The 21,570-nt window shown below is 65.6% G+C and carries 21 protein-coding genes and 1 pseudogene; 10 read left to right on the top strand and 12 right to left on the bottom strand.

Going from position 1 to position 21,570, the window contains the following annotated elements; all coding sequences use genetic code 11:
* Positions 1-3: 3 nt before the first annotated feature.
* Positions 4-2,121, bottom strand: a complete 2,118-nt coding sequence (tkt, locus tag ACX80M_RS02765) for a transketolase (protein WP_252608016.1) — start codon at positions 2,119-2,121, stop codon at positions 4-6.
* Between the two features lie 510 nt (positions 2,122-2,631).
* On the opposite strand from tkt, the gene ACX80M_RS02760 reads away from it, so the two are divergent.
* Positions 2,632-3,591, top strand: coding sequence for a heme o synthase (locus tag ACX80M_RS02760; protein ID WP_459308707.1), 960 nt, complete (start codon positions 2,632-2,634; stop codon positions 3,589-3,591).
* Positions 3,592-3,863: 272 nt separating this feature from the next.
* Here the strand turns inward: ACX80M_RS02760 and ACX80M_RS02755 are convergent, their stop codons facing one another.
* From ACX80M_RS02755 to ACX80M_RS02745, 3 genes are read right to left on the bottom strand one after another with little or no spacing between them, the layout of a single operon-like run.
* Complete coding sequence (locus tag ACX80M_RS02755; RefSeq protein ID WP_459308705.1) at positions 3,864-4,808, bottom strand: COX15/CtaA family protein; 945 nt, start codon at positions 4,806-4,808, stop codon at positions 3,864-3,866.
* Positions 4,809-4,815: 7 nt separating this feature from the next.
* A complete protein-coding gene (locus ACX80M_RS02750; protein WP_459308703.1) occupies positions 4,816-5,586 on the bottom strand; it encodes an ABC transporter permease in 771 nt (256 codons plus the stop codon).
* Positions 5,583-6,551 carry an ABC transporter ATP-binding protein gene (locus ACX80M_RS02745; RefSeq protein WP_459308701.1) on the bottom strand — a complete coding sequence of 323 codons (969 nt, stop codon included), beginning with the start codon at positions 6,549-6,551 and terminating at the stop codon, positions 5,583-5,585. Before ACX80M_RS02745 ends, ACX80M_RS02750 begins: the two co-directional genes overlap by 4 nt.
* 106 nt (positions 6,552-6,657) lie before the next feature.
* On the opposite strand from ACX80M_RS02745, the gene ACX80M_RS02740 reads away from it, so the two are divergent.
* The 6 genes from ACX80M_RS02740 (at position 6,658) to ACX80M_RS02715 (ending at position 11,875) form a co-directional block, all read left to right on the top strand.
* The gene (locus ACX80M_RS02740) at positions 6,658-7,500 is read left to right on the top strand and encodes a helix-turn-helix transcriptional regulator (RefSeq protein ID WP_459308699.1); all 843 of its coding nucleotides are present in this window, start codon (positions 6,658-6,660) and stop codon (positions 7,498-7,500) included.
* Complete coding sequence (gene sufB / locus ACX80M_RS02735) at positions 7,500-8,963, top strand: Fe-S cluster assembly protein SufB (RefSeq protein WP_459308697.1); 1,464 nt, start codon at positions 7,500-7,502, stop codon at positions 8,961-8,963. Before ACX80M_RS02740 ends, sufB begins: the two co-directional genes overlap by 1 nt.
* Positions 8,964-8,965: 2 nt before the next feature.
* Positions 8,966-10,252, top strand: a complete 1,287-nt coding sequence (gene sufD / locus ACX80M_RS02730) for a Fe-S cluster assembly protein SufD (protein WP_252598790.1) — start codon at positions 8,966-8,968, stop codon at positions 10,250-10,252.
* Between the two features lie 16 nt (positions 10,253-10,268).
* Entirely contained in the window at positions 10,269-10,628 is a 360-nt protein-coding gene (locus ACX80M_RS02725) for a non-heme iron oxygenase ferredoxin subunit (protein ID WP_056339825.1), read from the top strand.
* 113 nt (positions 10,629-10,741) lie between these two features.
* On the top strand, positions 10,742-11,530 hold the full coding sequence (sufC, locus tag ACX80M_RS02720; RefSeq protein WP_056339828.1) for a Fe-S cluster assembly ATPase SufC: 789 nt from the start codon (positions 10,742-10,744) through the stop codon (positions 11,528-11,530).
* Between the two features lie 12 nt (positions 11,531-11,542).
* Positions 11,543-11,875, top strand: a complete 333-nt coding sequence (locus ACX80M_RS02715) for a metal-sulfur cluster assembly factor (protein WP_160670844.1) — start codon at positions 11,543-11,545, stop codon at positions 11,873-11,875.
* Positions 11,876-12,033: 158 nt separating this feature from the next.
* Here ACX80M_RS02715 and ypfJ read toward each other — a convergent pair whose 3' ends face one another.
* Entirely contained in the window at positions 12,034-12,915 is an 882-nt protein-coding gene (gene ypfJ, locus ACX80M_RS02710; RefSeq protein ID WP_252598791.1) for a KPN_02809 family neutral zinc metallopeptidase, read from the bottom strand.
* Between the two features lie 61 nt (positions 12,916-12,976).
* Between ypfJ and ACX80M_RS02705 the strand changes: the two genes are divergently transcribed.
* Together ACX80M_RS02705 and ACX80M_RS02700 are read left to right on the top strand one after the other, a co-directional pair.
* A complete protein-coding gene (locus ACX80M_RS02705; RefSeq protein WP_252607950.1) occupies positions 12,977-14,383 on the top strand; it encodes a class I adenylate-forming enzyme family protein in 1,407 nt (468 codons plus the stop codon).
* 16 nt (positions 14,384-14,399) lie between these two features.
* Positions 14,400-15,602 (top strand): thiolase family protein, encoded by a 1,203-nt coding sequence (locus ACX80M_RS02700; protein ID WP_459308827.1) that lies wholly within the window; start codon positions 14,400-14,402, stop codon positions 15,600-15,602.
* A gap of 26 nt (positions 15,603-15,628) precedes the next feature.
* Here the strand turns inward: ACX80M_RS02700 and ACX80M_RS02695 are convergent, their stop codons facing one another.
* The 3 genes from ACX80M_RS02695 to ACX80M_RS02685 are packed head-to-tail and all read right to left on the bottom strand — an operon-like array spanning position 15,629 to position 17,602.
* Positions 15,629-16,252, bottom strand: a complete 624-nt coding sequence (locus ACX80M_RS02695; RefSeq protein ID WP_459308692.1) for an energy-coupling factor transporter transmembrane component T family protein — start codon at positions 16,250-16,252, stop codon at positions 15,629-15,631.
* Complete coding sequence (locus ACX80M_RS02690) at positions 16,249-16,965, bottom strand: energy-coupling factor ABC transporter ATP-binding protein (RefSeq protein ID WP_252613755.1); 717 nt, start codon at positions 16,963-16,965, stop codon at positions 16,249-16,251. The genes ACX80M_RS02695 and ACX80M_RS02690 overlap by 4 nt, the downstream gene beginning before the upstream one ends.
* 7 nt (positions 16,966-16,972) lie before the next feature.
* Positions 16,973-17,602, bottom strand: a complete 630-nt coding sequence (locus tag ACX80M_RS02685) for a biotin transporter BioY (protein WP_459308689.1) — start codon at positions 17,600-17,602, stop codon at positions 16,973-16,975.
* Positions 17,603-17,883: 281 nt separating this feature from the next.
* Between ACX80M_RS02685 and ACX80M_RS02680 the strand changes: the two genes are divergently transcribed.
* A complete protein-coding gene (locus ACX80M_RS02680; protein WP_056339851.1) occupies positions 17,884-19,482 on the top strand; it encodes an ABC-F family ATP-binding cassette domain-containing protein in 1,599 nt (532 codons plus the stop codon).
* A gap of 133 nt (positions 19,483-19,615) precedes the next feature.
* Here the strand turns inward: ACX80M_RS02680 and ACX80M_RS02675 are convergent.
* The 4 genes and pseudogenes from ACX80M_RS02675 to ACX80M_RS02660 all read right to left on the bottom strand — a co-directional run.
* A pseudogene (locus ACX80M_RS02675) lies at positions 19,616-19,792 on the bottom strand (YbaK/EbsC family protein); the annotation flags it as partial.
* 103 nt (positions 19,793-19,895) lie between these two features.
* Positions 19,896-20,789 (bottom strand): SURF1 family cytochrome oxidase biogenesis protein, encoded by an 894-nt coding sequence (locus tag ACX80M_RS02670; RefSeq protein WP_252598797.1) that lies wholly within the window; start codon positions 20,787-20,789, stop codon positions 19,896-19,898.
* On the bottom strand, positions 20,790-21,065 hold the full coding sequence (locus tag ACX80M_RS02665) for a hypothetical protein (protein ID WP_058932504.1): 276 nt from the start codon (positions 21,063-21,065) through the stop codon (positions 20,790-20,792). It abuts the gene before it with no gap.
* A complete protein-coding gene (locus ACX80M_RS02660; protein ID WP_252607953.1) occupies positions 21,062-21,496 on the bottom strand; it encodes a DUF3099 domain-containing protein in 435 nt (144 codons plus the stop codon). Before ACX80M_RS02660 ends, ACX80M_RS02665 begins: the two co-directional genes overlap by 4 nt.
* Positions 21,497-21,570 lie beyond the last annotated feature (74 nt).

The following is a 21,570-nucleotide window of genomic DNA, read 5'->3' as shown; positions in this document are numbered from 1 at the left end:
GGTTCAGGCCTGCAGGCCAGCGAGGGAGTCCTTGGCAGCGGCGGCGACAGCCACCGCGGTGATGCCGAACTCCTGGAAAAGGCGCTTGTAGTCGGCGGAAGCGCCATAGTGCTCGAGCGAGATGGAACGTCCGGCGTCGCCGACGAATTCCCTCCAGCCCAGGGCCAGCCCGGCCTCGACGGAGACCCGGGCCTTGACGGCAGCGGGGAGCACGGACTCGCGGTAAGCGGCGTCCTGCTTGTTGAACCACTCCACGCACGGCATGGAGACGACTCGGGCAGCGATGCCTTCAGCCTGGAGGGCTTCGCGGGCCTGGACGGCCAGCTGGACCTCGGAGCCGGTGCCGATCAGGATCACGTCGGCGGGCACGGTGGCGCCGTCCTTGGAAGCTTCAGCCAGGACGTAGCCACCCTTGGCCACACCGGAAACGGAACCGAACGTGTCGCCGTCGGCTTCGCCTTCACCGCGGGCATAGGTGGGGATGTTCTGGCGGGTCAAGACAATGCCGGCAGGGTTCTCGTGGTTCTCCAGCATGGTCTTCCATGCCACCGCGACCTCGTTGGCATCGCCGGGGCGGACCACGTCCAGGCCCACGATGGCGCGCAGGGAAGCGAGCTGTTCCACCGGCTGGTGGGTGGGGCCGTCTTCGCCCAGGCCGATGGAGTCGTGCGTCCAGACATACAGGGACGGAACACCCATCAGGGCGCCGAGCCGGATGGCGGGCCGCTGGTAGTCGCTGAAGATCAGGAACGTGCCGGAGAACGCGCGGGTCCGGCCGTGCAGGGCAATGCCGTTCACGATCGATGCCGCGGCGTGCTCACGGATACCGAAGTGCAGGACCCGGCCGTAGGGGTTGCCGGACCAGGTATCGGTCTGCTTGGAGGCGGGCACGAACGACGGCGAGCCTTCGATGGTGGTGTTGTTGGACTCGGCGAGGTCGGCGGAGCCGCCCCAGAGTTCCGGCATGACCGGTCCGAGTGCGTTCAGGACCTTGCCGGAAGCGGCGCGGGTGGAGACGTCCTTGCCGGCCGGGAAGACCGGAAGCGCGGCGTCCAGGCCGTCGGGCAGTTCGCGGGCCTCGATGCGCTGCAGGAGTGCAGAGCCTTCGGGGTTGGCGGCCTGCCAGGCGTTGAAGGACTCTTCCCATTCCTTCTTGGCAGCGGCGCCGCGGTCCACGACGGAGCGGGCGTGGGCCAGGACTTCCTGGTCAACGTCGAAGGACTTGGCGGGGTCGAAGCCCAGGACGGACTTCAGGCCTGCGACTTCCTCTGCGCCCAGGGCTGAACCGTGGATCTTGCCCGTGTTCTGCTTCTTGGGCGCCGGGTAGCCGATGATGGTGCGCAGCGAGATGATGGACGGCTTGGACGTCTCGGCCTTCGCGGCGAGCAGCGCAGAGTATAGCTCCTGGACGTCTTCGACGTATTCGCCTGTCTCGGTCCAGTCGACGCGCTGGGTGTGCCAGCCGTAGGCCTCGTAGCGCTTGAGCACATCCTCGGTGAAGGAGATGTCGGTGTCGTCCTCGATGGAGATGTGGTTCTCATCGTAGACAACTACGAGGTTGCCCAGTTCCTGGTGGCCGGCCAGCGAGGACGCCTCGGAAGTGACGCCTTCCTGCAGGTCCCCGTCGGAGGCGATAACCCAGATGGTGTGGTCGAAGGGGCTTTCCCCGGCCGCAGCATCGGCGTCGAACAGGCCGCGCATCCGGCGCTGGGAGTAGGCGAACCCGACCGACGAGGCCAGGCCCTGGCCCAGCGGCCCGGTGGTGATCTCCACACCGGCGGTGTGCTTGTACTCCGGGTGGCCCGGGGTCAGGGAATCCCAGGTGCGAAGTGCCTCAAGGTCCTTCAGTTCCAGGCCGTAGCCCGACAGGAACAGCTGGATGTAAAGGGTCAGGGACGTGTGGCCGGGAGACAGGATGAACCGGTCGCGTCCCAGCCAGTCCGGGTTGCGCGGGTCGTGGCGCATCAGCTTCTGGAAGAGAAGGTAGGCGGCGGGCGCCAGGCTCATGGCCGTGCCCGGGTGGCCGTTACCGACCTTCTCGACGGCATCCGCAGCCAGAACGCGGATAGTGTCCACCGCGCGCTGGTCCAAGCTGGTCCATGACAGTTCTTGCTCTTCCAAATGTGGCACGAAAACCGGGCCCCTCTCTGTGCTGATGGTAGGCGGTACACGGGATCCGTTTCGGGGCACGCTATGGTGCCCGCTGCGGTGTGTACCAGCCGTTCACCATCGAAACGTTGATCTATCATTCAGCAGGGCTATGGGAACGCGTTATCCAACGCTTTTCCGCCGCTTGCTGATCTGGTGACAGCTTAGCTCGATTCCACTCTGCGGTCAGCGCAAATCTCACCTTTTGGACGCAATTTCCCCTTATGTGAATCGCCATTTCGTGAGGTTGAGTTAATCTGCTCGAATCACCCTGCGCGCAATCATCAGGGCCTAATCCGGGGGCACCTGTTACAAATGCGCACGGTATGATATTTGGAGGCCGACGCCGGTAGCCGAGCCCTTTCGGGGCGGCGGCAGACCCGGGACGTTGCCGGGACCTCTTCTGATGACCATTGGCGGGCTGCCCGGCGAACGGCCGCAAGACACAGCTGCACTGCCAGACAGAACTGCCAACCAGAACGGGTGACTGCCACCGTGAGCACAACAGATACGCCGCTTAATGCTTCCCGCACCAGAGGGGGAGCCGGGTTCGCCCGTAAGGCCAAGGCGTATTTCGCCCTCACCAAGCCGCGTGTCATTGAGTTGCTGCTGGTCAGCACCTTGCCCACCATGATCTACGCCGAGCGCGGCTTCCCGCCGATCGGCCTGATCCTGGCCACGCTGGTCGGCGGCGCGTTTGCCGCCGGCAGTGCCGGTGCCTTCAACTGCTACCTTGACCGCGACATCGACAAACTGATGCACCGGACCGAGAACCGTCCGCTCGTCACCGGCGAGGTGACGCCGCGCGAGGCGCTGGTGTTCTCCTGGCTGCTCGGGGCAGCCGCCATCGTTATTCTCTGGTTCGGCGCCAACCCGCTGGCCGCGTGGCTCGGGTTGGCCGCAATTTTCTTCTATGTAGTCATCTACACCATCATCCTCAAGCGCCGCACCGCACAGAACATTGTGTGGGGTGGAGCTGCGGGCTGCTTCCCAGTGCTGATCGCATGGGCCGCCGTGACCAATACCGTCGAATGGCCGGCCGTCATCCTGTTTATGGTCATCTTCCTCTGGACGCCGCCGCACTACTGGCCGCTTTCGATGCGTTACGGCGAGGACTACCGCAACGCGAATGTGCCCATGCTTGGGGCAATTGCCGGCGCCAAGGTGGTTTCCGTCCAGGTGGTCCTCTACGCCTGGGCCATGGTGGTCTGCTCGCTGCTGCTGGTCCCCGCCGGTGGCGCGGGCTGGGTCTACACGGCCACCGCAGTGTTGGCGGGTGCATGGTTCCTTTACGAGTCGCACTCTCTCTACAACCGGGCGCAGCGCGAGGACATCTCGGACAAGCGCGCCATGAAGGTCTTCCACGGCTCCATCAGCTATCTGACGCTGTTGTTCATCGCATTGGCCGTGGATCCGTTCGTCGGATCAGCGATCATCGGTTAACAGCACCCCCACCCAACGCTCTCTCACTTAACGTGGGTTTTTTACCGATCCTCTATCAGTACCTGCAGCTTTCTTAGCGACCCTCTCTCACCAACGGTGAAGGAGGGTCGCTTTTGTGTCTCCAGGAGGTAAGGGAAGATCCTGCGAACCACCGCAGGGAATGAGAGAGGGTCTGCCGATTCCATGCATTAATCGAGAGAGCGTCCTTAAATGCTGGGGGCCACGGTTCGTCGCGAACCGTGGCCCTCCGTCGGGGCAAAAAGCGGCGGAGGCTACGAGACCGGGCTCGAGCGGGCGAGGTCGGCGGAGTTTGTTGCCGCGCTCATCAGCAGCGCGGCGCCGAGCATGTGGGCGCCCACAAGCAACGCGGGGATGCCGTTGTAGTACTGGGTGAAGCCGATGACGGCCTGCAGCAGGGTCACGGAAAGCAGCAACAGGACGGACGTACGGAACGGGCCCTGGAGCCGGCGGACAATGACCAGCACCAGTGCGAACAGTGTGCCGGCAGTGATTACGTACGCCGGAACCGCATGGATGTGGGAGAACAGGTCCCAGTCCAGGCCGTTGCGGGGCGCGTCGGCGTCACCGGCGTGGGGACCGGAGCCGGTCACCACTACGCCGAGCATTACGGCGAGGGCGGAGAAAAGCCCGACGGCGGCAGTCACCGGACGCATGACGCCCGGCAAGGCGGGGAGCTGGACGCCGGCATGGCGGCCCGTCCTGCCGTAGGCCCGGTTGACGAGCAGGGTGGCAATCACCACAAGGGCCATGGAAACGAGGAAGTGCAGGCCCACCACCCACGGATTGAGGTTGGTCAGCACGGTGATGCCACCGATCACCGCCTGTGCCGGGATGCTGGCCAGCAGGCCCAGCGCCAGCAGGAAGAGGTCCCGGCGCTCCTTGCGAAGGTTCCACAAGTACACAAGCATGGCCAGCGCAACCGCCGCCAGGGCAAACGTCAGGAGCCGGTTGCCGAACTCGATGAAGCCGTGGATCCCCATTTCGGCAGTGTTGACCAAAGAGGTCTCGGTGCAGCGCGGCCAGGTGGGGCAGCCGAGGCCGGATGCAGTCAGCCGCACCGCGCCGCCGGTCACCACCAGCAGCGTCTGGCCAACCAGGGACGCCACCGCGAGGCGGCGGACGCTGTCGTCCACGGTTCGGGGCAGCCTCGCGATAAGGCGGCCGGCGATCTGGGGGAGGCGTGAAGCCGTGCTCACGGATATCTCAATTCCACTTGAACCAACGGATGGCTGCTGCTCCGGCAAGAACCGTCCAGAGCAGCAGGATAAGCGCGGCGCCGCCGTTCAACGAGCCGTGCAGGAAAGCTTCGCGCATGGCCTCGCCGAGTGCGCCGGAGGGCAGGTAGTGGACCGCTCCCTGCGCCAATGCGGGCAGCCGTTCCGCGGGAATGACTATCCCTCCTAGGGCGCCCAGCAGGATCCACAGCAGGTTGGTGATGGCGAGTGTTGCCTCGGGCCGGACCGTGCCTGCCACCAGGAGCCCCAGCGCGGTGAACGCCACGGCGCCCAGGGCCAGCAGTGTCAGCCCAGGGAGCCAGCCGGAGGCAGGCGGCTGCCAGCCCAACGGAAGCGCCACCAGCGTCACCACTGCCACCTGCAGGCAGAGCACCGCCAGGACCGCCAGCACCTTACCCGCGATGAGGCCTTCGCGGCCCAGGGGCGTGGTGGACAGGAACCGGAGAACCCCGTACCGCCGGTCGAAGCCGGTGGCGATGCCCTGCCCGGTGAAGGCCGTGGACATGGCGCACAATGCCAGGATGCCGGGGACGGCCACATTGATGCGGCTGGCTCCGAAACCGTCCAGGAAAGGAGTGACGGTGAGCCCCACCAGCGCCAGAAGCGGCAGGACGACTGCAAGGATCAGCTGCTCGCCGTTCCGGAGCATCGTCAGTGATTCGTACTTACCCTGCAGCAGGATACGGCGCAGCAGCGTGGCTGGTGCTCCCTGGGCGGCGGTGGCTGCGGGAGCCGTCATCGGATGTCCTTTCCCGAGATGTCCAGGAAGACATCTTCCAGGCTTCGTGCCGCCAGGCTCATAAAACCGGGCATCACGCCGTGGGCTGCCCACCAGGCGGTCAACGACGCGAGATCGCGGGGTGTCAGTGCACCCGAGGCCACGTAGCTTCCCGCCCGTGTTTCAGAGACGGCGATGGCATCGGGCAGCACGCCGGTAAAATCCAGCCCCGGGGGAGCCTCGAACACCAGGGTGCGGACGTGGTCGGTGCCGGCCTCCACAGCCGGGTCCCGCTGCAGCAGCTGGGAAACTGTTCCCTCGGCGACGTTCCTGCCGGCGTCGATGATGTACACGTAGTCCGCCAGCCGCTGGGCGTCGTCCATCAGGTGTGTTGTCAGGATGATGCCCATCCCGGCCGCCCGCAGTTCCGAGATCAGCTCGAAGACCAGTTGCCGGGACTGGGGATCCAGGCCGGCGCTGGGCTCGTCCAGGAAAAGGACTTCCGGATTGCCGATCAGTGCTGCGGCGAGGGCCAGACGCTGCTTCTGCCCACCGGAGAGTCTGCGCACGCTGGTCCTGGCGAAAGTATCAATGCCGAGCCGTTCCACCAGTTCGTCAACTGAGCGGGGCCGCGCGTACATTCCGGCGATGTGCCGCAGGAGCGGGATGGGACGGGCCGACGGCGGGAGGCCGCCGTCCTGAAGCATCACGCCTACGCGGGACCGCAGGTCAGCGCCCGAACGGCCCGGATCCTGGCCGAGCAGCGAGATGCTGCCGCCGCTGCGCCTCTGCAGGCCCTGGGCGCATTCGATTGTGGTGGTCTTTCCGGCTCCATTGGCGCCCAGGAGGGCCGTGACCTGGCCGCGTTCGGCCATAAGGGATACGCCGTTGACCACCCGGAGCATTTTTCCGTCCAGGCTAGCCAGCGGACCAACATCCTTAATTAACCCGCTGATGGACAGAACCGGGGATTTGGGGGATCGCACCCCAGCATTCTACGCGATGTAGTACTGGCGGCCCCGCAGTGGACCCCTGGCGCAGGTCAGCCTGACCTTACTAGTACGGGGGAGTAAATTACGACATGATTGTGTTGTGTATTCCATGACCAATGTTGCTGCTGTGCCGTTTGCCGGGCACCGAGCGCCGCGTACCGCCGCTGACCGCGGCCACGTGGCCGCTGTGCCGGTGGCTGACTCGGACGAGCGTACACGGGACCGGGTCCTTGGTGCCGTGCTTGAGCACGGCCCCATCAGCGCGGCGGAACTCGGCGACATGCTCGGTTTCACACCAGCCGCGGTCCGGAGGCATCTTGATCATCTGGCCCGCAGCGGGGTTATTGAGATCAAGCGCGTGGCCAAGGCCGGTGCCGGCGCGGGGCGACCCGCCCGCCGCTATGTCCTGAGCTCGCAGGGCCAGTCCACGCTTGGCAACGATTACCTCGACATCGCCGGCCTCGCGCTCAAGCAGCTCCAGGCAGTGGCGGGCGACGACGCCGTCCGCGCGTTCGCCGTCGAACGTTTTTCCGACATGGAACGCCGGTACGCGCCGGAGGTCGAACAGGCCGGACCGGACATCACCGCCAGGGCGCAGGCACTGTCCGCGGCGCTGAGCCGGGATGGCTTCGTGGCGTCGGCCGCCTCGATCGAGGCCAAGGCCCCGCTGCCGGCAGCACTGTCCAGCGTCCAGCTGTGCCAGGGGCATTGCCCCATCCAGCAGCTCGCCGCCCAGTTCCCTGTCTTCTGCGATGTGGAGACCGAAGTGTTCTCCCGGTTGGTAGGCGTTGACGTACGCCGCCTCTCCACGCTGGCTCGCGGCGGACACGTCTGCACCACCCACATACCCACAGGCCGGCTGGCTGCCGGGGGACCCAAGGTCCCGCAGGCAGCCCCCACCAGCCTGGATGAAGTAACCAACCATCAGCAAGAAAGGCCGTGATGACGGACCAACTATCAGAGAAAGCGGTAGCCGAAGACACTGTGATCTCGGAGATTCTGGAAAAGAATCCCGAGCTCCACGGCATCGGCACGTACGAGTACGGCTGGTCCGACAAGAACGACGCCGGCGCCAACGCCCGCCGCGGTATCAACGAAGAAGTCGTCCGCGACATCTCGTCCAAGAAGAGCGAGCCCCAATGGATGCTCGATCTCCGGCTCAAGGGCCTGAAGTACTTCGACCGCAAGCCCATGCCCACCTGGGGTGCAGACCTCTCGGGCATCGACTTCGACAACATCAAGTACTTTGTGCGGTCCACCGAGAAGCAGGCCACCAGCTGGGAGGACCTGCCCGATGACATCAAGAACACGTACGACAAGCTCGGCATCCCCGAGGCCGAAAAGCAGCGCCTGGTTTCCGGCGTCGCCGCCCAGTACGAGTCCGAGGTTGTCTACCACCAGCTGCGTGAGGACCTTGAAAAGCAGGGCGTCATCTTCCTGGACACCGACACCGCGCTGCGCGAACACCCGGAGATCTTCCAGGAGTACTTCGGCACCATCATTCCCGTGGGCGACAACAAGTTCGCGTCGCTGAACACGGCTGTCTGGTCCGGCGGTTCCTTTGTGTACGTCCCCAAGGGCGTCCACGTGGACATTCCGCTGCAGGCATACTTCCGCATCAACACGGAAAACATGGGGCAGTTTGAGCGCACCCTGATCATCGCCGACGAGGACTCCTACGTCCACTACATCGAAGGCTGCACCGCGCCGATTTACACCTCGGACTCGCTGCACTCCGCAGTGGTGGAAATCATCGTGAAGAAGGGCGCCCGCGTCCGCTACACCACCATCCAGAACTGGTCCACCAACGTGTACAACCTGGTGACCAAGCGTGCCATCTGCGAAGAAGGCGCCACCATGGAATGGGTTGACGGCAACATCGGCTCCAAGGTCACCATGAAGTACCCGGCCGTTTACCTGGTAGGCGAGCACGCCAAGGGCGAGACCCTGTCCATCGCCTTCGCCGGCGCCGGACAGCACCAGGACACCGGCTCGAAGATGGTGCACATCGCGCCGAACACCAAGAGCTCCATCATTTCCAAGTCCGTGGCCCGCGGCGGCGGGCGTGCTGCCTACCGCGGCCTGGTTCAGGTCCGTGAAGGTGCGAAGCACTCGGCGAACACCGTCCGTTGCGACGCGCTGCTGGTGGATACCATCAGCCGTTCGGACACCTACCCGTACATCGACATCCGTGAGGATGACGTAGTGATGGGCCATGAAGCAACTGTTTCCCGGGTCAGCGAAGAGCAGCTCTTCTACCTGATGTCCCGCGGCATGCGCGAAGACGAGGCCATGGCGATGATCGTCCGTGGTTTCATCGAGCCCATTGCCCGCGAGCTCCCGATGGAGTACGCACTCGAGCTGAACCGCCTGATTGAACTGCAGATGGAAGGGTCCGTCGGATAACGATGACTGAAATCACTACTGAAAAGGCCCGCATCGGCGCGCCCTCGGCCCAGCCGTTTATCAACGGTTTCACGGAAGAAGGCGAAAGCCTGTCCCCGATCAACTCGGCCACGTCCAAGGCCCCGCTGGCCGGGGAAGCGGTCAAACGCCACTCGCACGGCGGCGGTGTGGGCATTCCGGACAGCTCACGAGCCGGTCGGCTGACCTCGTACAACCTGGCGGACTTCAAGCCGCTCACCGGGCTTGAGGAGGACTGGCGGTTCACCCCGCTCAAGCGCCTGCGCGGCCTGCACAGCGAGGTCCTGTCGGGGGCGGCTCCCACCGTTACCGTCAGCGGCCCGGAGCGGGTGACGGTCGAAACCGTGGCCCGCGGCGATAAGCGCATCGGTTCCGCCGGCATCCCGGAGGACCGCGTGTCCGCCAACGCCTGGGAGAACTTCAGCGAAGCCACCGTACTCACCATCCCGGCGGGGTTTGAAGCCGATGCCGAGATCACCGTCGTGATCGAAGGCACCTCCACGGAGGCAGCTGCCCAGCACGTGGTGATCGTCGCGGAGAAGTTCTCCAAGGCCATTGTGGTCCTGGGCCACCAAGGTACGGCTGTTGTGTCCGAAAACATCGAAATCGTTGTTGAAGACGGCGCCAACCTCACGGTTGTTTCGCTCCAGGAATGGAACGACGACGCCGTCCACGCCTCCTCCCAGCAGGCAAAGATCGGCCGCGACGCCAAGCTCAAGCACGTGGTGGTCAGCCTCGGCGGGGACCTGGTTCGCGTCACGCCGTCGGCCCGTTTCACCGCCCCGGGCGGTGAAGTGGAAATGTTCGGCCTGTACTTCGCCGACGCCGGCCAGCACCTTGAGCAGCGGCTTTTCGTTGACCACGCAGTGGCCAACTGCAAGTCCAACGTGCTGTACAAGGGCGCGCTGCAGGGCCGAAACGCCCACGCCGTGTGGGTAGGCGACGTCCTGATCCGCAAGGAAGCCGAAGGCACCGACAGCTACGAGGCCAACCGCAACCTGCTGCTCACGGACGGCGCCCGCGCCGACTCCGTGCCGAACCTCGAGATCGAGACCGGCCTGATCAAGGGTGCCGGCCACGCCAGCGCCACCGGCCGGCTGGACGACGAGCACCTGTTCTACCTCATGGCCCGCGGCATCCCCGAGGATGTTGCCCGCCGCCTGGTGGTCCGTGGCTTCCTGCACGAGATCATCCAGCAGATCAAGGTACCGGCCCTCGAAGAGCGGCTCACCGAGGCTGTTGAGCGCGAACTCGCCGTGACGAACAACTAGACGGCGCGGAAAACAGATGACTGACCAGCCAAAGGGCGAATTTGTCTGCAAGACGGATGAAATCCAGCTCAAGCAGGCGCTCCGGATCCTGATCGATGACTACCCCGTAGCCATCGTGAAGGACTCCATGGGAGACATCCACGCCATCGGGGACACCTGCTCGCACGCGGACATCTCACTGTCCGAGGGCGAAGTGGAGGGCTGCATGATCGAGTGCTGGGGCCACGGCTCCCAGTTCGACCTGCGCAGCGGTGAGCCGCTCCAGCTCCCCGCCTACGATCCCGTCCCGGTGTTCGCCGTCGAGATCGTCGGCGACGAGGTCTACGTGGACTTCACGAACGTGCTCAACGGAGCGGAAGCCCCGAACTTCAGCTAGCAGCATCAACCGGGCAGATCAGCCGCGAGCAGCAATACCAAGCAACAGAACCAAACTTCCAGATACAGACCGCACCACCGCCGGAGGGCGCGGTGCAGAGGAGAACAAGACCTATGTCTACTCTTGAGATCAAGGACCTGCACGTCAGCATTGACACGGAGCAGGGCACCAAGGAGATCCTGAAGGGCGTCAGCCTGACCATCAAGACCGGTCAGACCCACGCCATCATGGGCCCCAACGGTTCGGGCAAGTCCACCCTGGCCTCCACCATTGCCGGGCACCCGCGCTACAAGGTCACCAGCGGAACTATCACGCTCGACGGCGAAGATGTCCTCGCGATGACCGTTGACCAGCGGGCCCGCGCCGGCCTCTTCCTGGCCATGCAGTACCCCGTGGAGGTCCCCGGTGTCAGCATGACCAACTTCCTGCGCACCGCCAAGACCGCCATCGACGGCGAAGCACCCAAGCTGCGTACCTGGACCAAGGACGTCAAGGCGGCCATGGCCCAGCTGCGCATCGACGCAGACTTCGCCGAGCGCAACGTCAACGAAGGCTTCTCCGGCGGCGAGAAGAAGCGCGTCGAGATCCTCCAGCTGGAACTCTTCAAGCCGAAGTTCGCCATCCTTGACGAGACCGACTCGGGCCTGGACGTTGACGCCCTGAAGGTTGTCTCCGAAGGCGTCAACCGTGCACACGAGGCGGGCAACATGGGCACGCTGCTCATCACCCACTACACCCGCATCCTGCGCTACATCAAGCCTGACTTCGTCCACGTCTTCGTGGACGGCCAGGTTGTCGAAGAGGGCGGCCCGGAACTGGCTGACCGCCTCGAAGACGAAGGCTACGACCGGTACGCGACGGGCGCCGGTGCAGCCACCATCGCTGCTGCCGCACAGGCCTAGATAGGACTTGCCATGACCGAAATCAATGTGGCCCGCACGGGCCTCGAAGATGTCGAAGAGGCACTCAAGGACGTCATCGACCCGGAACTCGGTGTGAACATCGTGGACCTCGGGCTGCTGTACGGTCTGAAGTACTCCGACGACGACGGCGCGCTGCTGATCGACATGACGCTCACCACGGCCGCCTGCCCGCTCACCGATGTCATCGAGGAGCAGGTAGGCAAGTCCCTTGACGGCGTCGTTGACGACTGGCGCCTGAACTGGGTGTGGATGCCGCCTTGGGGTCCGGAGCGGATCACCGACGACGGCAAGGACCAGATGCGCGCCCTCGGCTTCAACATCTGATCCCCACCGCCTCCCTAGCCTCGCTTCGCTCGGCCAGGGAACCCTGGCGGCGTGGCCCCTGACATGAAAGTACGACGACGGCCGGTCACCTCCCCAGCGGAGGTGGCCGGCCGTCGTCGTACTTGTCTAATTGGTTCTGCCGCCGGCCGCGGATCCTGTCAGAGGGTGGCCGCCGAGAATGTGTCGCACTGGTTGATGTCGCCGGTCTGGTAGCCGGTGTAGAACCATTTCTGCCGCTGTTCGCTGGATCCGTGCGTCCAGGCCTCGGGCGAGACCTGTCCGGTGGCGGCTTCCTGGATCCGGTCGTCGCCCACCGCTGACGCTGCGGACAGGGCATCGTTCAGGTCCTGCTGGGTGATCGGTTCCAGGAACGGCTGGCCGTCGGGTCCGGGCTGGGTTGAGGCGTGCTTTACCCAGAGGCCGGCATAGCAGTCGGCCTGAAGTTCCACGCGGACGGCACCGGACTCGGGCCCCTGCGGGTCCTGCTGCGCGCGGTCGATGTACCCCAGCACGTTCTGGATGTGGTGGCCGAATTCGTGTGCCACCACGTACTCCTGCGCCAGGGGACCGCCCGAGGATCCGAAGCGGTCCACGAGATCCTGGAAGAACCCGGGATCGAAGTAGGCGGTGCTGTCAGCCGGGCAGTAGAAGGGGCCCACCGCACTGGAAGCCGTCCCGCACGCGCTGTTGACGGCCTGGTCGAAGATCACCGTTTCCGGCTGCGGGTACTGCACGTTGTATTGCTGGAGATACGCCGGCCAGAACGCGTTCAGGCTGTTCACCGTGCCGGTGATCCGGCAGTCCAGCCGCGCGTCGGCGTCGGCCCCCGTGGTGCAGGCCGGCGCCGTGCCCTGGTTCTGATCAGCCGTGCCCGCCCCGCCGGTCAGGCCTTCGAGCAAGGCGGGGTTGACGCCGAGGAGCACAGCTATCAGCAGGACGATTCCGCCACCGATGCCGCCGCCGACCTTGGCCCCACGGCCCATGCCACGCCGGTCCTGGACCTGGGAAGGGTCCAGCTGCACGTTGTCATTGAAGCTCATGAAGTCACAATAGCCCTTAGCGGCACCACCGAAGCGGAGTCCGGCCGGTAAAGTTGGGACGATGCCTTTTCTCGATAGAATCCAGCGCTGGGCCGAAGAACGCCCCCATGACACCGCCGTCGTAGTGGCGGGCAGGCGCCTGCGCTGGGCTGAGCTCCGGGACGCCGCCGCAGCCGCCCTTCCGGAGACAGCTGCCGTCACCGTCCTTGCGGAGGCCAACTCCGTCGACTTCGCCGCAAGGTTCGCCGCAGCCGTTGCCGGCCGGCGGCAATGCGCCGTCCTGGACCCGACCTGGCCGGAGTCCCTGCACCAGGAGATCGTTCAACGGCTGGCAGAGTCGGCCAAGCCCGGCATGGTTTCCGCAGCGGATGCCTTGGCGGACGGGCCGCCGGACTCGACGTTCCTGATCGGACTCACCTCCGGCACCACGTCAGTGCCCAAGGCGTTTACCCGGTCCAGGCAGTCCTGGCGGCAGTCCTTTGACGCGTCCGTTGCGTTCTTCGGCCTCGCCCAGGACGACGTCACGCTCGCGCCCGGGCCCTTGGCCGCCAGCCTTAACCTCTATGCCCTGGCTGAGTGCCTCTACGCCGGCTCCGAATTCCAGACGCTGGAGAGTTTCGACGTCGGTGATGTCCACGCCGCCATTACGCACGACGGCGTGACCCGGCTCATCCTCGTGCCCACCATGCTGCGGCTGCTCAGTGAGCGCGGCCTGACCGGCGGCGTGGATGCCTCCGGCATCCGTACCATCATCTGCGCCGGCTCGAAGCTGGACGCACGCACCCTCGAAGCGGCACGGCGCTGGGCGCCGAACGCCACCATCTTCGAGTACTACGGCGCGTCCGAACTGAGCTTTGTCTCCGGTGTGGGGCTGGCGGCGGGGGAGGTCCTGGACGCCGGGGGAACAGGCATCGGACACCCGTTCCCGGGCGTGGACGTCAGAATCCTGGATGATGAGGGTTCCGAACTGCAGGACGGCGAAGCCGGCAATATCTGTGTCCGCAGCGGCATGGTCAGCAACGGCTACCTGTGGGGTGACGACGGCCAGGCGCTGCGCTCCTTCAACGGCTGGTTCACGGTGGGGGACCAAGGCTACCTCGCCGACGGCGAACTGCACATCCTTGGCCGGCGCGCCGACATGATCCTGACCTCGGGAAAGAACGTCTATCCGCACGAAGTGGAACTCGCCCTGGCGGCCGTGCCGGGGGTGGCTGCTGCGGTGGCCGCCGGAATACCCGATGATCTCCGCGGCCAGCGGGTGGTCGCCGGCGTCGTTCCGTCCCATGGCGGAGTCACGGCCATGCAGCTGAAGGCCGGACTCGAAAACATCCTGCCGCGGGACAAGCGGCCCCACCAGTACTTCGCGCTCTCCGAACTTCCCATCACGGACCGGGGCAAGGTCAGCCGGAACATCCTGCTCGACTGGATCGGCTCCCAGGATCCCAGGGCGCGGCACCTTGACCGCTGACCTGCGGCCCCATGGCATGCCGCCCGGCGACGTGCTGCCTGCGGACCGGCAGCCCGTGATCATAGCGGCGCGGCGTACCGCGGTCCGGCGCGCCAACGGTGCACTGAAGGAACTGCGTGCGCACCAGCTTCTCGCACCGGTCCTGGTCAACCTCCTGGCAGACTCCCACGTGCCGGCCGAAGAAGTCACGGATGTGGTGATCGGCAACGCCGTGGGCGGCGGCGGCAACGTGGCCCGCCTGGCCCTGCTCGAGGCGGGCCTGCCGGTCGGTGTGCCGGGACTGACCGTTGACCGCCAGTGCGGGTCAGGCCTGGATGCCATCGTTCTGGCCGCCCGGCTGGTTGCTGCCGGCGGCAACCCCGTGTATCTAGCCGGGGGAGTGGAGAGCATCAGCACGGCTCCGCTGCGGGCCCACCGGAACGATGACGGCGAGCCTGACTTTTTTGCCCGGGCCCAGTTTGTGCCGCACAGCTTCGGCGACCCGGATATGGGGGTCGCCGCCGAGAATGTAGCGGCCCGGTTCACGGTCAGCCGGGAGCGGCAGGATGCCTCCGCGCTGCGCAGCCACCAGCGGGCGCTGGCCGCGGCTAAAGCAGGCTTCTTTGCCGGCGAGATCACCACCCTGGAGACGTCCGCTGGACCCATCAGTGCCGACGACGGCCCCCGCCCTGGCCTGTCCGCCGCGGTTCTCAAGCGGTTCCCGCCCGCCTTTGTGCCGGGGGGCACTGTCACCGCCGGGAACTCATGCTTCGACGCGGACGCCGCTTCCGCCGTCGTCGTTACTTCATTGCAGCGGGCACGGGAACTGGGAGCCACAGACGGGCTCCTGGTGCTGGCCACGGACACTGCCGGTGTGGACCCGGAGCTGCTGGGGATCGGCGCAGCAGTTGCCGCGGAGCGGCTCCTGCAGGCGAGGGGGCTGTCAGCTGCCAGCGTGGACCTGGTGGAATTCAACGAAGCCTTCGCGTCCCAGACCCTGGCCTGCCTGGACCAGTTGGGCATTGATCCGGACCGGGTCAACGTCGACGGCGGGGCGCTGGCATTGGGCCACGCCTACGGGGCGTCCGGTGCGGTGCTGGTGACCCGGCTTCTCGCCCAGGCACGGCGGGCCGGGAACCATGGCTCCCTGGCGCTGGCCCTGATCAGTATTGCCGGCGGCATGGGCACGGCGGCGCTGCTGCGGTATGAGTTGCTGGCCGGAGACCACCTAGACTCCTAAGCCGCACACGACGGACCAAAGACCCGTCAGTCTTCCGCGTCGCCCAGCCCGCGGGCAGCCAGCGCTTCGCCGGTCTGGCGGGCGAAGGCCACGGTGGTGATGAAGACAGGCAGCACGAGGGCACGCGGGTTGCGCTCAAGCCCGCGGGCCCGGGCGGAATCCCTGACGTCTGCAAAGGCGCCGGCGATATACGGGATGCTGCGGAGCATGATGGCGATGGTCAGCGCAAAACGTTCAGGGTCCGCGCCGAAGCGGCGGAATGGCGTGGCCAGCGACACCACGCCGTCCAGGATCCGCTGCATGGGCGTGGTGGCCATCAGCAGGAATGCCGCCACCACGCAGACCAGGATGTTCAGGACAATCCGGGCGGCTGTGGGTCCGCCGAGCTGCCACCACTGGAACAGGCCGATGACCACCAGCACCAGCGCAACAGGACGGACAGCACTCACGAGGCGCCGGGCTCCGGCGCCGGTCAGGAGAAAAAGTGCGCCGAGCGCGGCCAGGACCGCGGCGGAGACCAGCCAGTCGACCACCAGGAAAGACACCAGGCCGCAGCCCACCACCAGCAGGAATTTCAGTGCCAGCGGCGTCCGGTGGATGATCGAATTCCCCGGGACGTAGTTGGCCAGCAGGAAGCCGTGCCCTCTCACGACGCAGCCAGTCCGTTGGTGACCAGCGCCCGGTACGCCTCGACTGCCGCCGCCGCGCCGCCGTCGAACACCACGCGCCCTGCCTCCACCACCAGCACGCGGTCCATCTCCAGGGCGAGGTCGAGGTCGTGTGTGGACATCACGATCTGCTGGTCGAGGACGGACAGCGTGCGGCGCAGGAGTTCTCGGTTCCGGAGGTCCAGGAGGGTGGACGGTTCATCCAGCACCAGGACAGCGGGGTTTACGGCCAGCACAGCGGCGAGGGCCATCAGCTGGCGTTCGCCGCCGGAGAGTTCGTAGATGCTTTGGTCCGCGAGCGGCAGCAGGCCGAGGCGCTCCAGGGCCGCTTCAGCCAGCCGGCGGCGCTCCGCCCCGTTGCGGACCGGGCGGCGCAGCGAAAGCTCCACGTCCTCGCGCCCAGTGGGCATCACCAGCTGCGACAAAGGATCCGTGAAGACGAACCCCACTTGCCTGCGGACCGCACGCACAGCACGGACGGTGTCGGCGCCGTCCACCGACACTGCGCCGGAACTTGGCTGGACCAGGCCGTTAATCATTCGCAGCAGCGTGGACTTACCGGACCCGTTGGCCCCGATCACGCCGATGCGCTGTTCGGTCAGCTCAAGCGTGACGTCCTGGAGCAGGGACTTGGGTTCCGGGCGGTTGTCAACGGCAACGGCCACGGATACCTGCCGGAATGAAATGGTTGCCATGGCGGGACTAGTTGTTAATCCGCTTCACCCGGCGGACCAGGACGTCGGGAAAAGCCCGGTGCAGTGCCACGGCGATCACTGCGGCGAGGATGTTCTTAATCACGTCACCGGGGTAGAAGATCAGGTCTGCGAGGAAGGCTTCACCCAGTGACGCTTTGGTGTTCAGTGCGATTCCGGCAACTCCGAGCGTGTGCACGATAGCGATGCTGGTGACCATCGCCGACGCGAAGAACCACAGCGCCCGGGCACGTGTTGTCCGCCGGATCACCACGGTGGCGAGCCAGCCTACAACGGCTGCTGCGATGGGGAAAGCAATGATGTAGCCGGCCGACGGTCCGGCCAGGATGCCCAGGCCGCTGCGGCCCTGGCTGAAGATCGGCAGGCCGGCCAGGCCCAGGAGGGTGTACAGGCCGACGGCGGCGAAACCCCGGCCCGGGCCCAGCATCAGTCCGGTGAGCATCACCGCAAGGGTCTGGAAAGTGATGGGGATGCCGAACACGTTCGCCGCGATGCCGGGCACCATGGCGGAGCCGGCAACGAGTGCCGCAAAGACGGCGATCAGGCCGAGGTCTGTGGCGTTCCAGCGGTTCCGGAGGCGGGAAGCGGTGCCGTTGACGGCAGTGTCAGTCTGGCTCATGGGTGTTCCTGTCGTGGTTGTACAAGCGAAGCATGGGGGTGATCCTGACGTTACCGGCCGCCGTCGGACGCCATTTTGTAGGGGACCTACTAAGCGGGACGCCCGGGACTGACGGCAGGGCACAACCGCTGAGTCAACGCACGACGGCGGTGCAGCGGTTATGGGGTCAAGCTGTGGCCGGTAGACTTGGAAAGGCCGTTCTGTCGGCCATTCTGCCGGCTGCTTCCAGACATCATCCGTTGAGCTGCGGCGTTTCCCCGTTGTGAAAGGCCTTACCTGCTGTGATTACTGTCCAGGATCTTGAACTGCGCGCCGGCGCCCGGCTCCTCATGGACCAGGTGAGCTTCCGCATCGACAAGGGCGACAAGATCGGCCTCGTCGGCCGTAACGGCGCAGGCAAGACTACCCTGACCCGCGTGCTCGCGGGCGAAGGGCAGCCCGCCGGCGGCAAGGTGACCCGCAGCGGCGAGATCGGCTACCTGCCGCAGGATCCTCGGACCCCGGACATGGAACAGCTGGCCCGCGACCGCATCCTCTCCGCCCGCGGCCTGGACATCGCCGTCAACAAGCTCAAGCAGACGCATGAGGACATGGCCAGCGAGGACACCGAGATCCAGCGCAAGGCGATGAACCGCTATGACCGGCTGGAATCCGAGTTCCTGGCCGCCGGCGGATACGCGGCCGAGGCCGAGGCCGCCGCGATCTGCTCCAACCTGGCCCTCCCGGACCGGTTGCTGAACCAGCCGCTCAAGACCCTGTCCGGCGGCCAGCGCCGTCGTGTGGAACTCGCCCGGATCCTGTACTCGGACGCCGAAACGATGCTCCTCGATGAGCCCACCAACCACCTCGACGCGGATTCCATCACCTGGCTCCGCGAGTTCCTGAAGAACCACCAGGGCGGCCTGATCGTGATCAGCCACGACACCGAGCTGCTCGAAGCCACCGTCAATAAAGTGTTCCTGCTGGATCCCAACCGCGCCAAGGTCGACTTCTACAACATGAACTGGAAGCGCTACTTGCTCCAGCGCGAAACGGATGAGCGAGCCCGTAAGCGTGAGCGAGCCAACGCCGAAAAGAAGGCCCAGGTCCTCATCGACCAGGCCAACAAAATGCGAGCGAAGGCCACCAAGGCCGTCGCAGCGCAGAACATGGCCAAGCGTGCCGAACGTCTGCTGGGCGGCCTCGAAGCCGTCCGCGCGACCGACCGCGTGGCAGCCCTGCGCTTCCCGGATCCGTCACCCTGCGGCAAGACCCCGCTAACCGCGGACGGACTCAGCAAGTCCTACGGTTCACTGGAGATCTTCACCGATGTGGACCTGGCCATTGACCGCGGCTCCAAGGTGGTTATCCTGGGCCTCAACGGCGCCGGCAAGACCACGCTCCTGCGGATGCTTGCCGGCGTCGACAAGCCGGACACCGGCGAGGTCGTGGCGGGCCACGGCCTGAAGGTGGGCTACTACGCCCAGGAGCACGAGACGCTCGACGTGGACCGCACCGTCCTGCAGAACATGCGCTCCTCCGCCCCGGACATGAACGACGCGGAGGTCCGCAACATCCTGGGCTCGTTCCTGTTCTCCGGAGACGACGTCGACAAGCCCGCCGGTGTGCTCTCCGGCGGCGAGAAGACCCGGCTGGCCCTGGCCACTATCGTGGCCTCAAGCGCGAACGTGCTGCTCCTCGACGAGCCCACCAACAACCTTGACCCGGCCAGCCGCGCGGAAATCCTCGGGGCCCTGAGCAACTACACCGGCGCCGTCGTCCTCGTGAGCCACGATGAAGGTGCCGTCGAAGCGCTGAACCCCGAGCGCGTCGTCCTGCTGCCCGACGGCATCGAGGACCACTGGAACGAAGACTACCTGGACCTGATTACGCTGGCTTAGCCTTCTCGGCGTCCGGTCGGCTTCCGCTTAGCACCGCGCTGGATTTGCCGCGTGCTCGCTCGTTCCTCGCTTAGACGCACGCTACACAAATCCACCGCGTCGCTGCGCTGACAGTCCACTCACCTTGGCGGAGCTAGCGGACTGCCATTTCCGTTGCCTCCGTGATCCGCAGCAGGTTTTCGTAGGTGATGCTGAACATTGAGTTGTGGTCTCCTGCTCCCGCCCAGAGGACTTTGTGGGCTTTGAGGGAGTTGTCCAGGAGTGTCCTGATCTTTTCCGGGTGCCCTACCGGGGCTACTCCGCCTACTTTTGGCTGTTGTTGCAGACGAACGAGCCAGCACGCGGGAAATCACCCGCGTTGCACAGCGAACGCAACCGACGAGGCGAGCGCAACTGAACGGACAGAACGTGCGTCAGTAACCCTGCGCGTCCAGGAGGGCGTCTTCCTCTTCTTCGGCGGTCGCCTTCTTACGCTTGCGGGCAACAGGCGGACGACGGCGGGCTGCCGCAGCGGCGGAGTGCACCGGGCTGCCTGAATCGCGCGACCCATCCTCATCCTCAAGCTCGTCCGCGGCGTCAATCGCGGCATTCCTGGCCTGCTGCCGTGCGGCGTACCCAAAGCCCACGAACATCAGCACCCCAAACGCGAACCACTGCAACGAATAGGACAGGTGCGTGCCTTCTTCGGTGGCCGGCTTCGGGAACGGGAACGGCATGTCAGCGGGGGCGGGAGATTCAGACGCCAACTGCCCGTAAGCGCCGGTGAGTACGGGATAGCCCAATTGGTCCGAGTAAGTGGGGAGATCGATGGATGCAAGCTGACCGTCGGGGGCGCCGCGGTCCAACTGCGGCTCGCCGTGCTTGAGGCGGACGACGGCGGTCACGGGTCCGGCGGGAGGCGCCGGGATGGAATCGGGACTGCCCGGGTTCTTGTTGCCGATGGGCAGCCAGCCGCGGTCGATCACGACGCTTTCACCGGTCTCCAGCTTGAACGGGACAACCACCTCATACCCAGGCTGCCCGTTCAGTGGACGGTTGCGGACAATCCGCTGGCCGTCGGGATCATACGTGCCCTGGAGTTCCACCTGGGTCCATTCCTTCGACGGGTCCAAGGCGGAGAACTCGTCCCTCGCCTCGTCGAAGGAGATGGGTGTGGCGGAATAGTTGGTGACCACGCGGTTGATCTCCGCGAGGGTCTCTGCGCGGCGGTCCATCTGCCAGCGGCCGAGGAAGACGCAGGCAGCGGCAAAGATGGCGGCAAGCAGGAGGTATCCCAGCCACTTGCTGGAAAAGAGGAAGCGGTACATTCAGCCGTCCTGCCCTACCGGCGCCCGGCCTGTGTCCTGCCCCGAATCCAGGACCAGGGTTTCCTTCCAGAGCCCGCGGGTCTGAAGGTAATCTTCCAGCCAGTCACGGTGGTCATCGCAGGCAAGCCAGGTCTTGCGGCGTTCCGGCGTATGGATTTTGGGGTTGTTCCAGAGCAATTGCCAGGAAGCTTCCGAGCGGCAGGCCTTGCGGGAGCACATGGCCGCCATGGCCGGCGGGGGACCAGCGGTCCCTGCAGCCAGGTCAAAAATGTTCATGAGGCGCGCCGTTCCTGTCCTTGCGTGGGTTCGTCGTCGTCATCAATGAGCTCGCCCTGGATGACCGCGGACGTGGATCCGTCCTGTTCCGGCGACCCGGACGGGCTATCCAGCTCGGCAAGCGGGGCCGCGTCCAGCAGCGAGTCGCTGTGGACCTCCGCCTGGTCGCTGCCATTCGCGATCACCACCGCGATCCACGGGAGGAAGACGGCACCGGCGACCATTACGAGTTTGAACCAGCCGTCCACCACAAAAATGAGGATGAGGCAGACCATGCGGATTCCCATGGCCAGCGCGTACTTGATCATGCGCTGGCGCATGTCCTCCGAGTGGGCGGCCGCCGCGTCCGTAATGCTGTGGACCCCGGAATCCCCAGAGAACCTTTCGGGATCTCCGGGCACGGACTGTCCAGCATGGTTTTCAAGGGTCACGGCTGATTGATCACGCTCCAAAGGCTTGCCTCAATTCTCTCACCATCGTCAGTGGTGCCCAAACGCGGGCTAAG

The organism is Pseudarthrobacter sp. MDT1-22 (assembly GCF_054511035.1).
The sequence above is the reverse complement of the archived record's forward strand: the minus strand, read 5'-3'. Positions and strand labels throughout refer to the sequence as shown.

Bases quoted from the DNA above. Each gene is read 5' to 3' on its own strand.
- ypfJ (WP_252598791.1), bottom strand. From the start codon at position 12,915: ATGAGCTTCAATGACAACGTGCAGCTGGACCCTTCCCAGGTCCAGGAC.
- sufB (WP_459308697.1), top strand. From the start codon at position 7,500: ATGACGGACCAACTATCAGAGAAAGCGGTAGCCGAAGACACTGTGATC.
- sufC (WP_056339828.1), top strand. From the start codon at position 10,742: ATGTCTACTCTTGAGATCAAGGACCTGCACGTCAGCATTGACACGGAG.
- ACX80M_RS02685 (WP_459308689.1), bottom strand. From the start codon at position 17,602: ATGAGCCAGACTGACACTGCCGTCAACGGCACCGCTTCCCGCCTCCGG.
- sufD (WP_252598790.1), top strand. From the start codon at position 8,966: ATGACTGAAATCACTACTGAAAAGGCCCGCATCGGCGCGCCCTCGGCC.
- ACX80M_RS02715 (WP_160670844.1), top strand. From the start codon at position 11,543: ATGACCGAAATCAATGTGGCCCGCACGGGCCTCGAAGATGTCGAAGAG.
- ACX80M_RS02690 (WP_252613755.1), bottom strand. From the start codon at position 16,965: ATGGCAACCATTTCATTCCGGCAGGTATCCGTGGCCGTTGCCGTTGAC.
- ACX80M_RS02700 (WP_459308827.1), top strand. From the start codon at position 14,400: ATGCCGCCCGGCGACGTGCTGCCTGCGGACCGGCAGCCCGTGATCATA.
- ACX80M_RS02725 (WP_056339825.1), top strand. From the start codon at position 10,269: ATGACTGACCAGCCAAAGGGCGAATTTGTCTGCAAGACGGATGAAATC.
- ACX80M_RS02665 (WP_058932504.1), bottom strand. From the start codon at position 21,065: ATGAACATTTTTGACCTGGCTGCAGGGACCGCTGGTCCCCCGCCGGCC.
- ACX80M_RS02670 (WP_252598797.1), bottom strand. From the start codon at position 20,789: ATGTACCGCTTCCTCTTTTCCAGCAAGTGGCTGGGATACCTCCTGCTT.
- ACX80M_RS02750 (WP_459308703.1), bottom strand. From the start codon at position 5,586: ATGACGGCTCCCGCAGCCACCGCCGCCCAGGGAGCACCAGCCACGCTG.
- ACX80M_RS02705 (WP_252607950.1), top strand. From the start codon at position 12,977: ATGCCTTTTCTCGATAGAATCCAGCGCTGGGCCGAAGAACGCCCCCAT.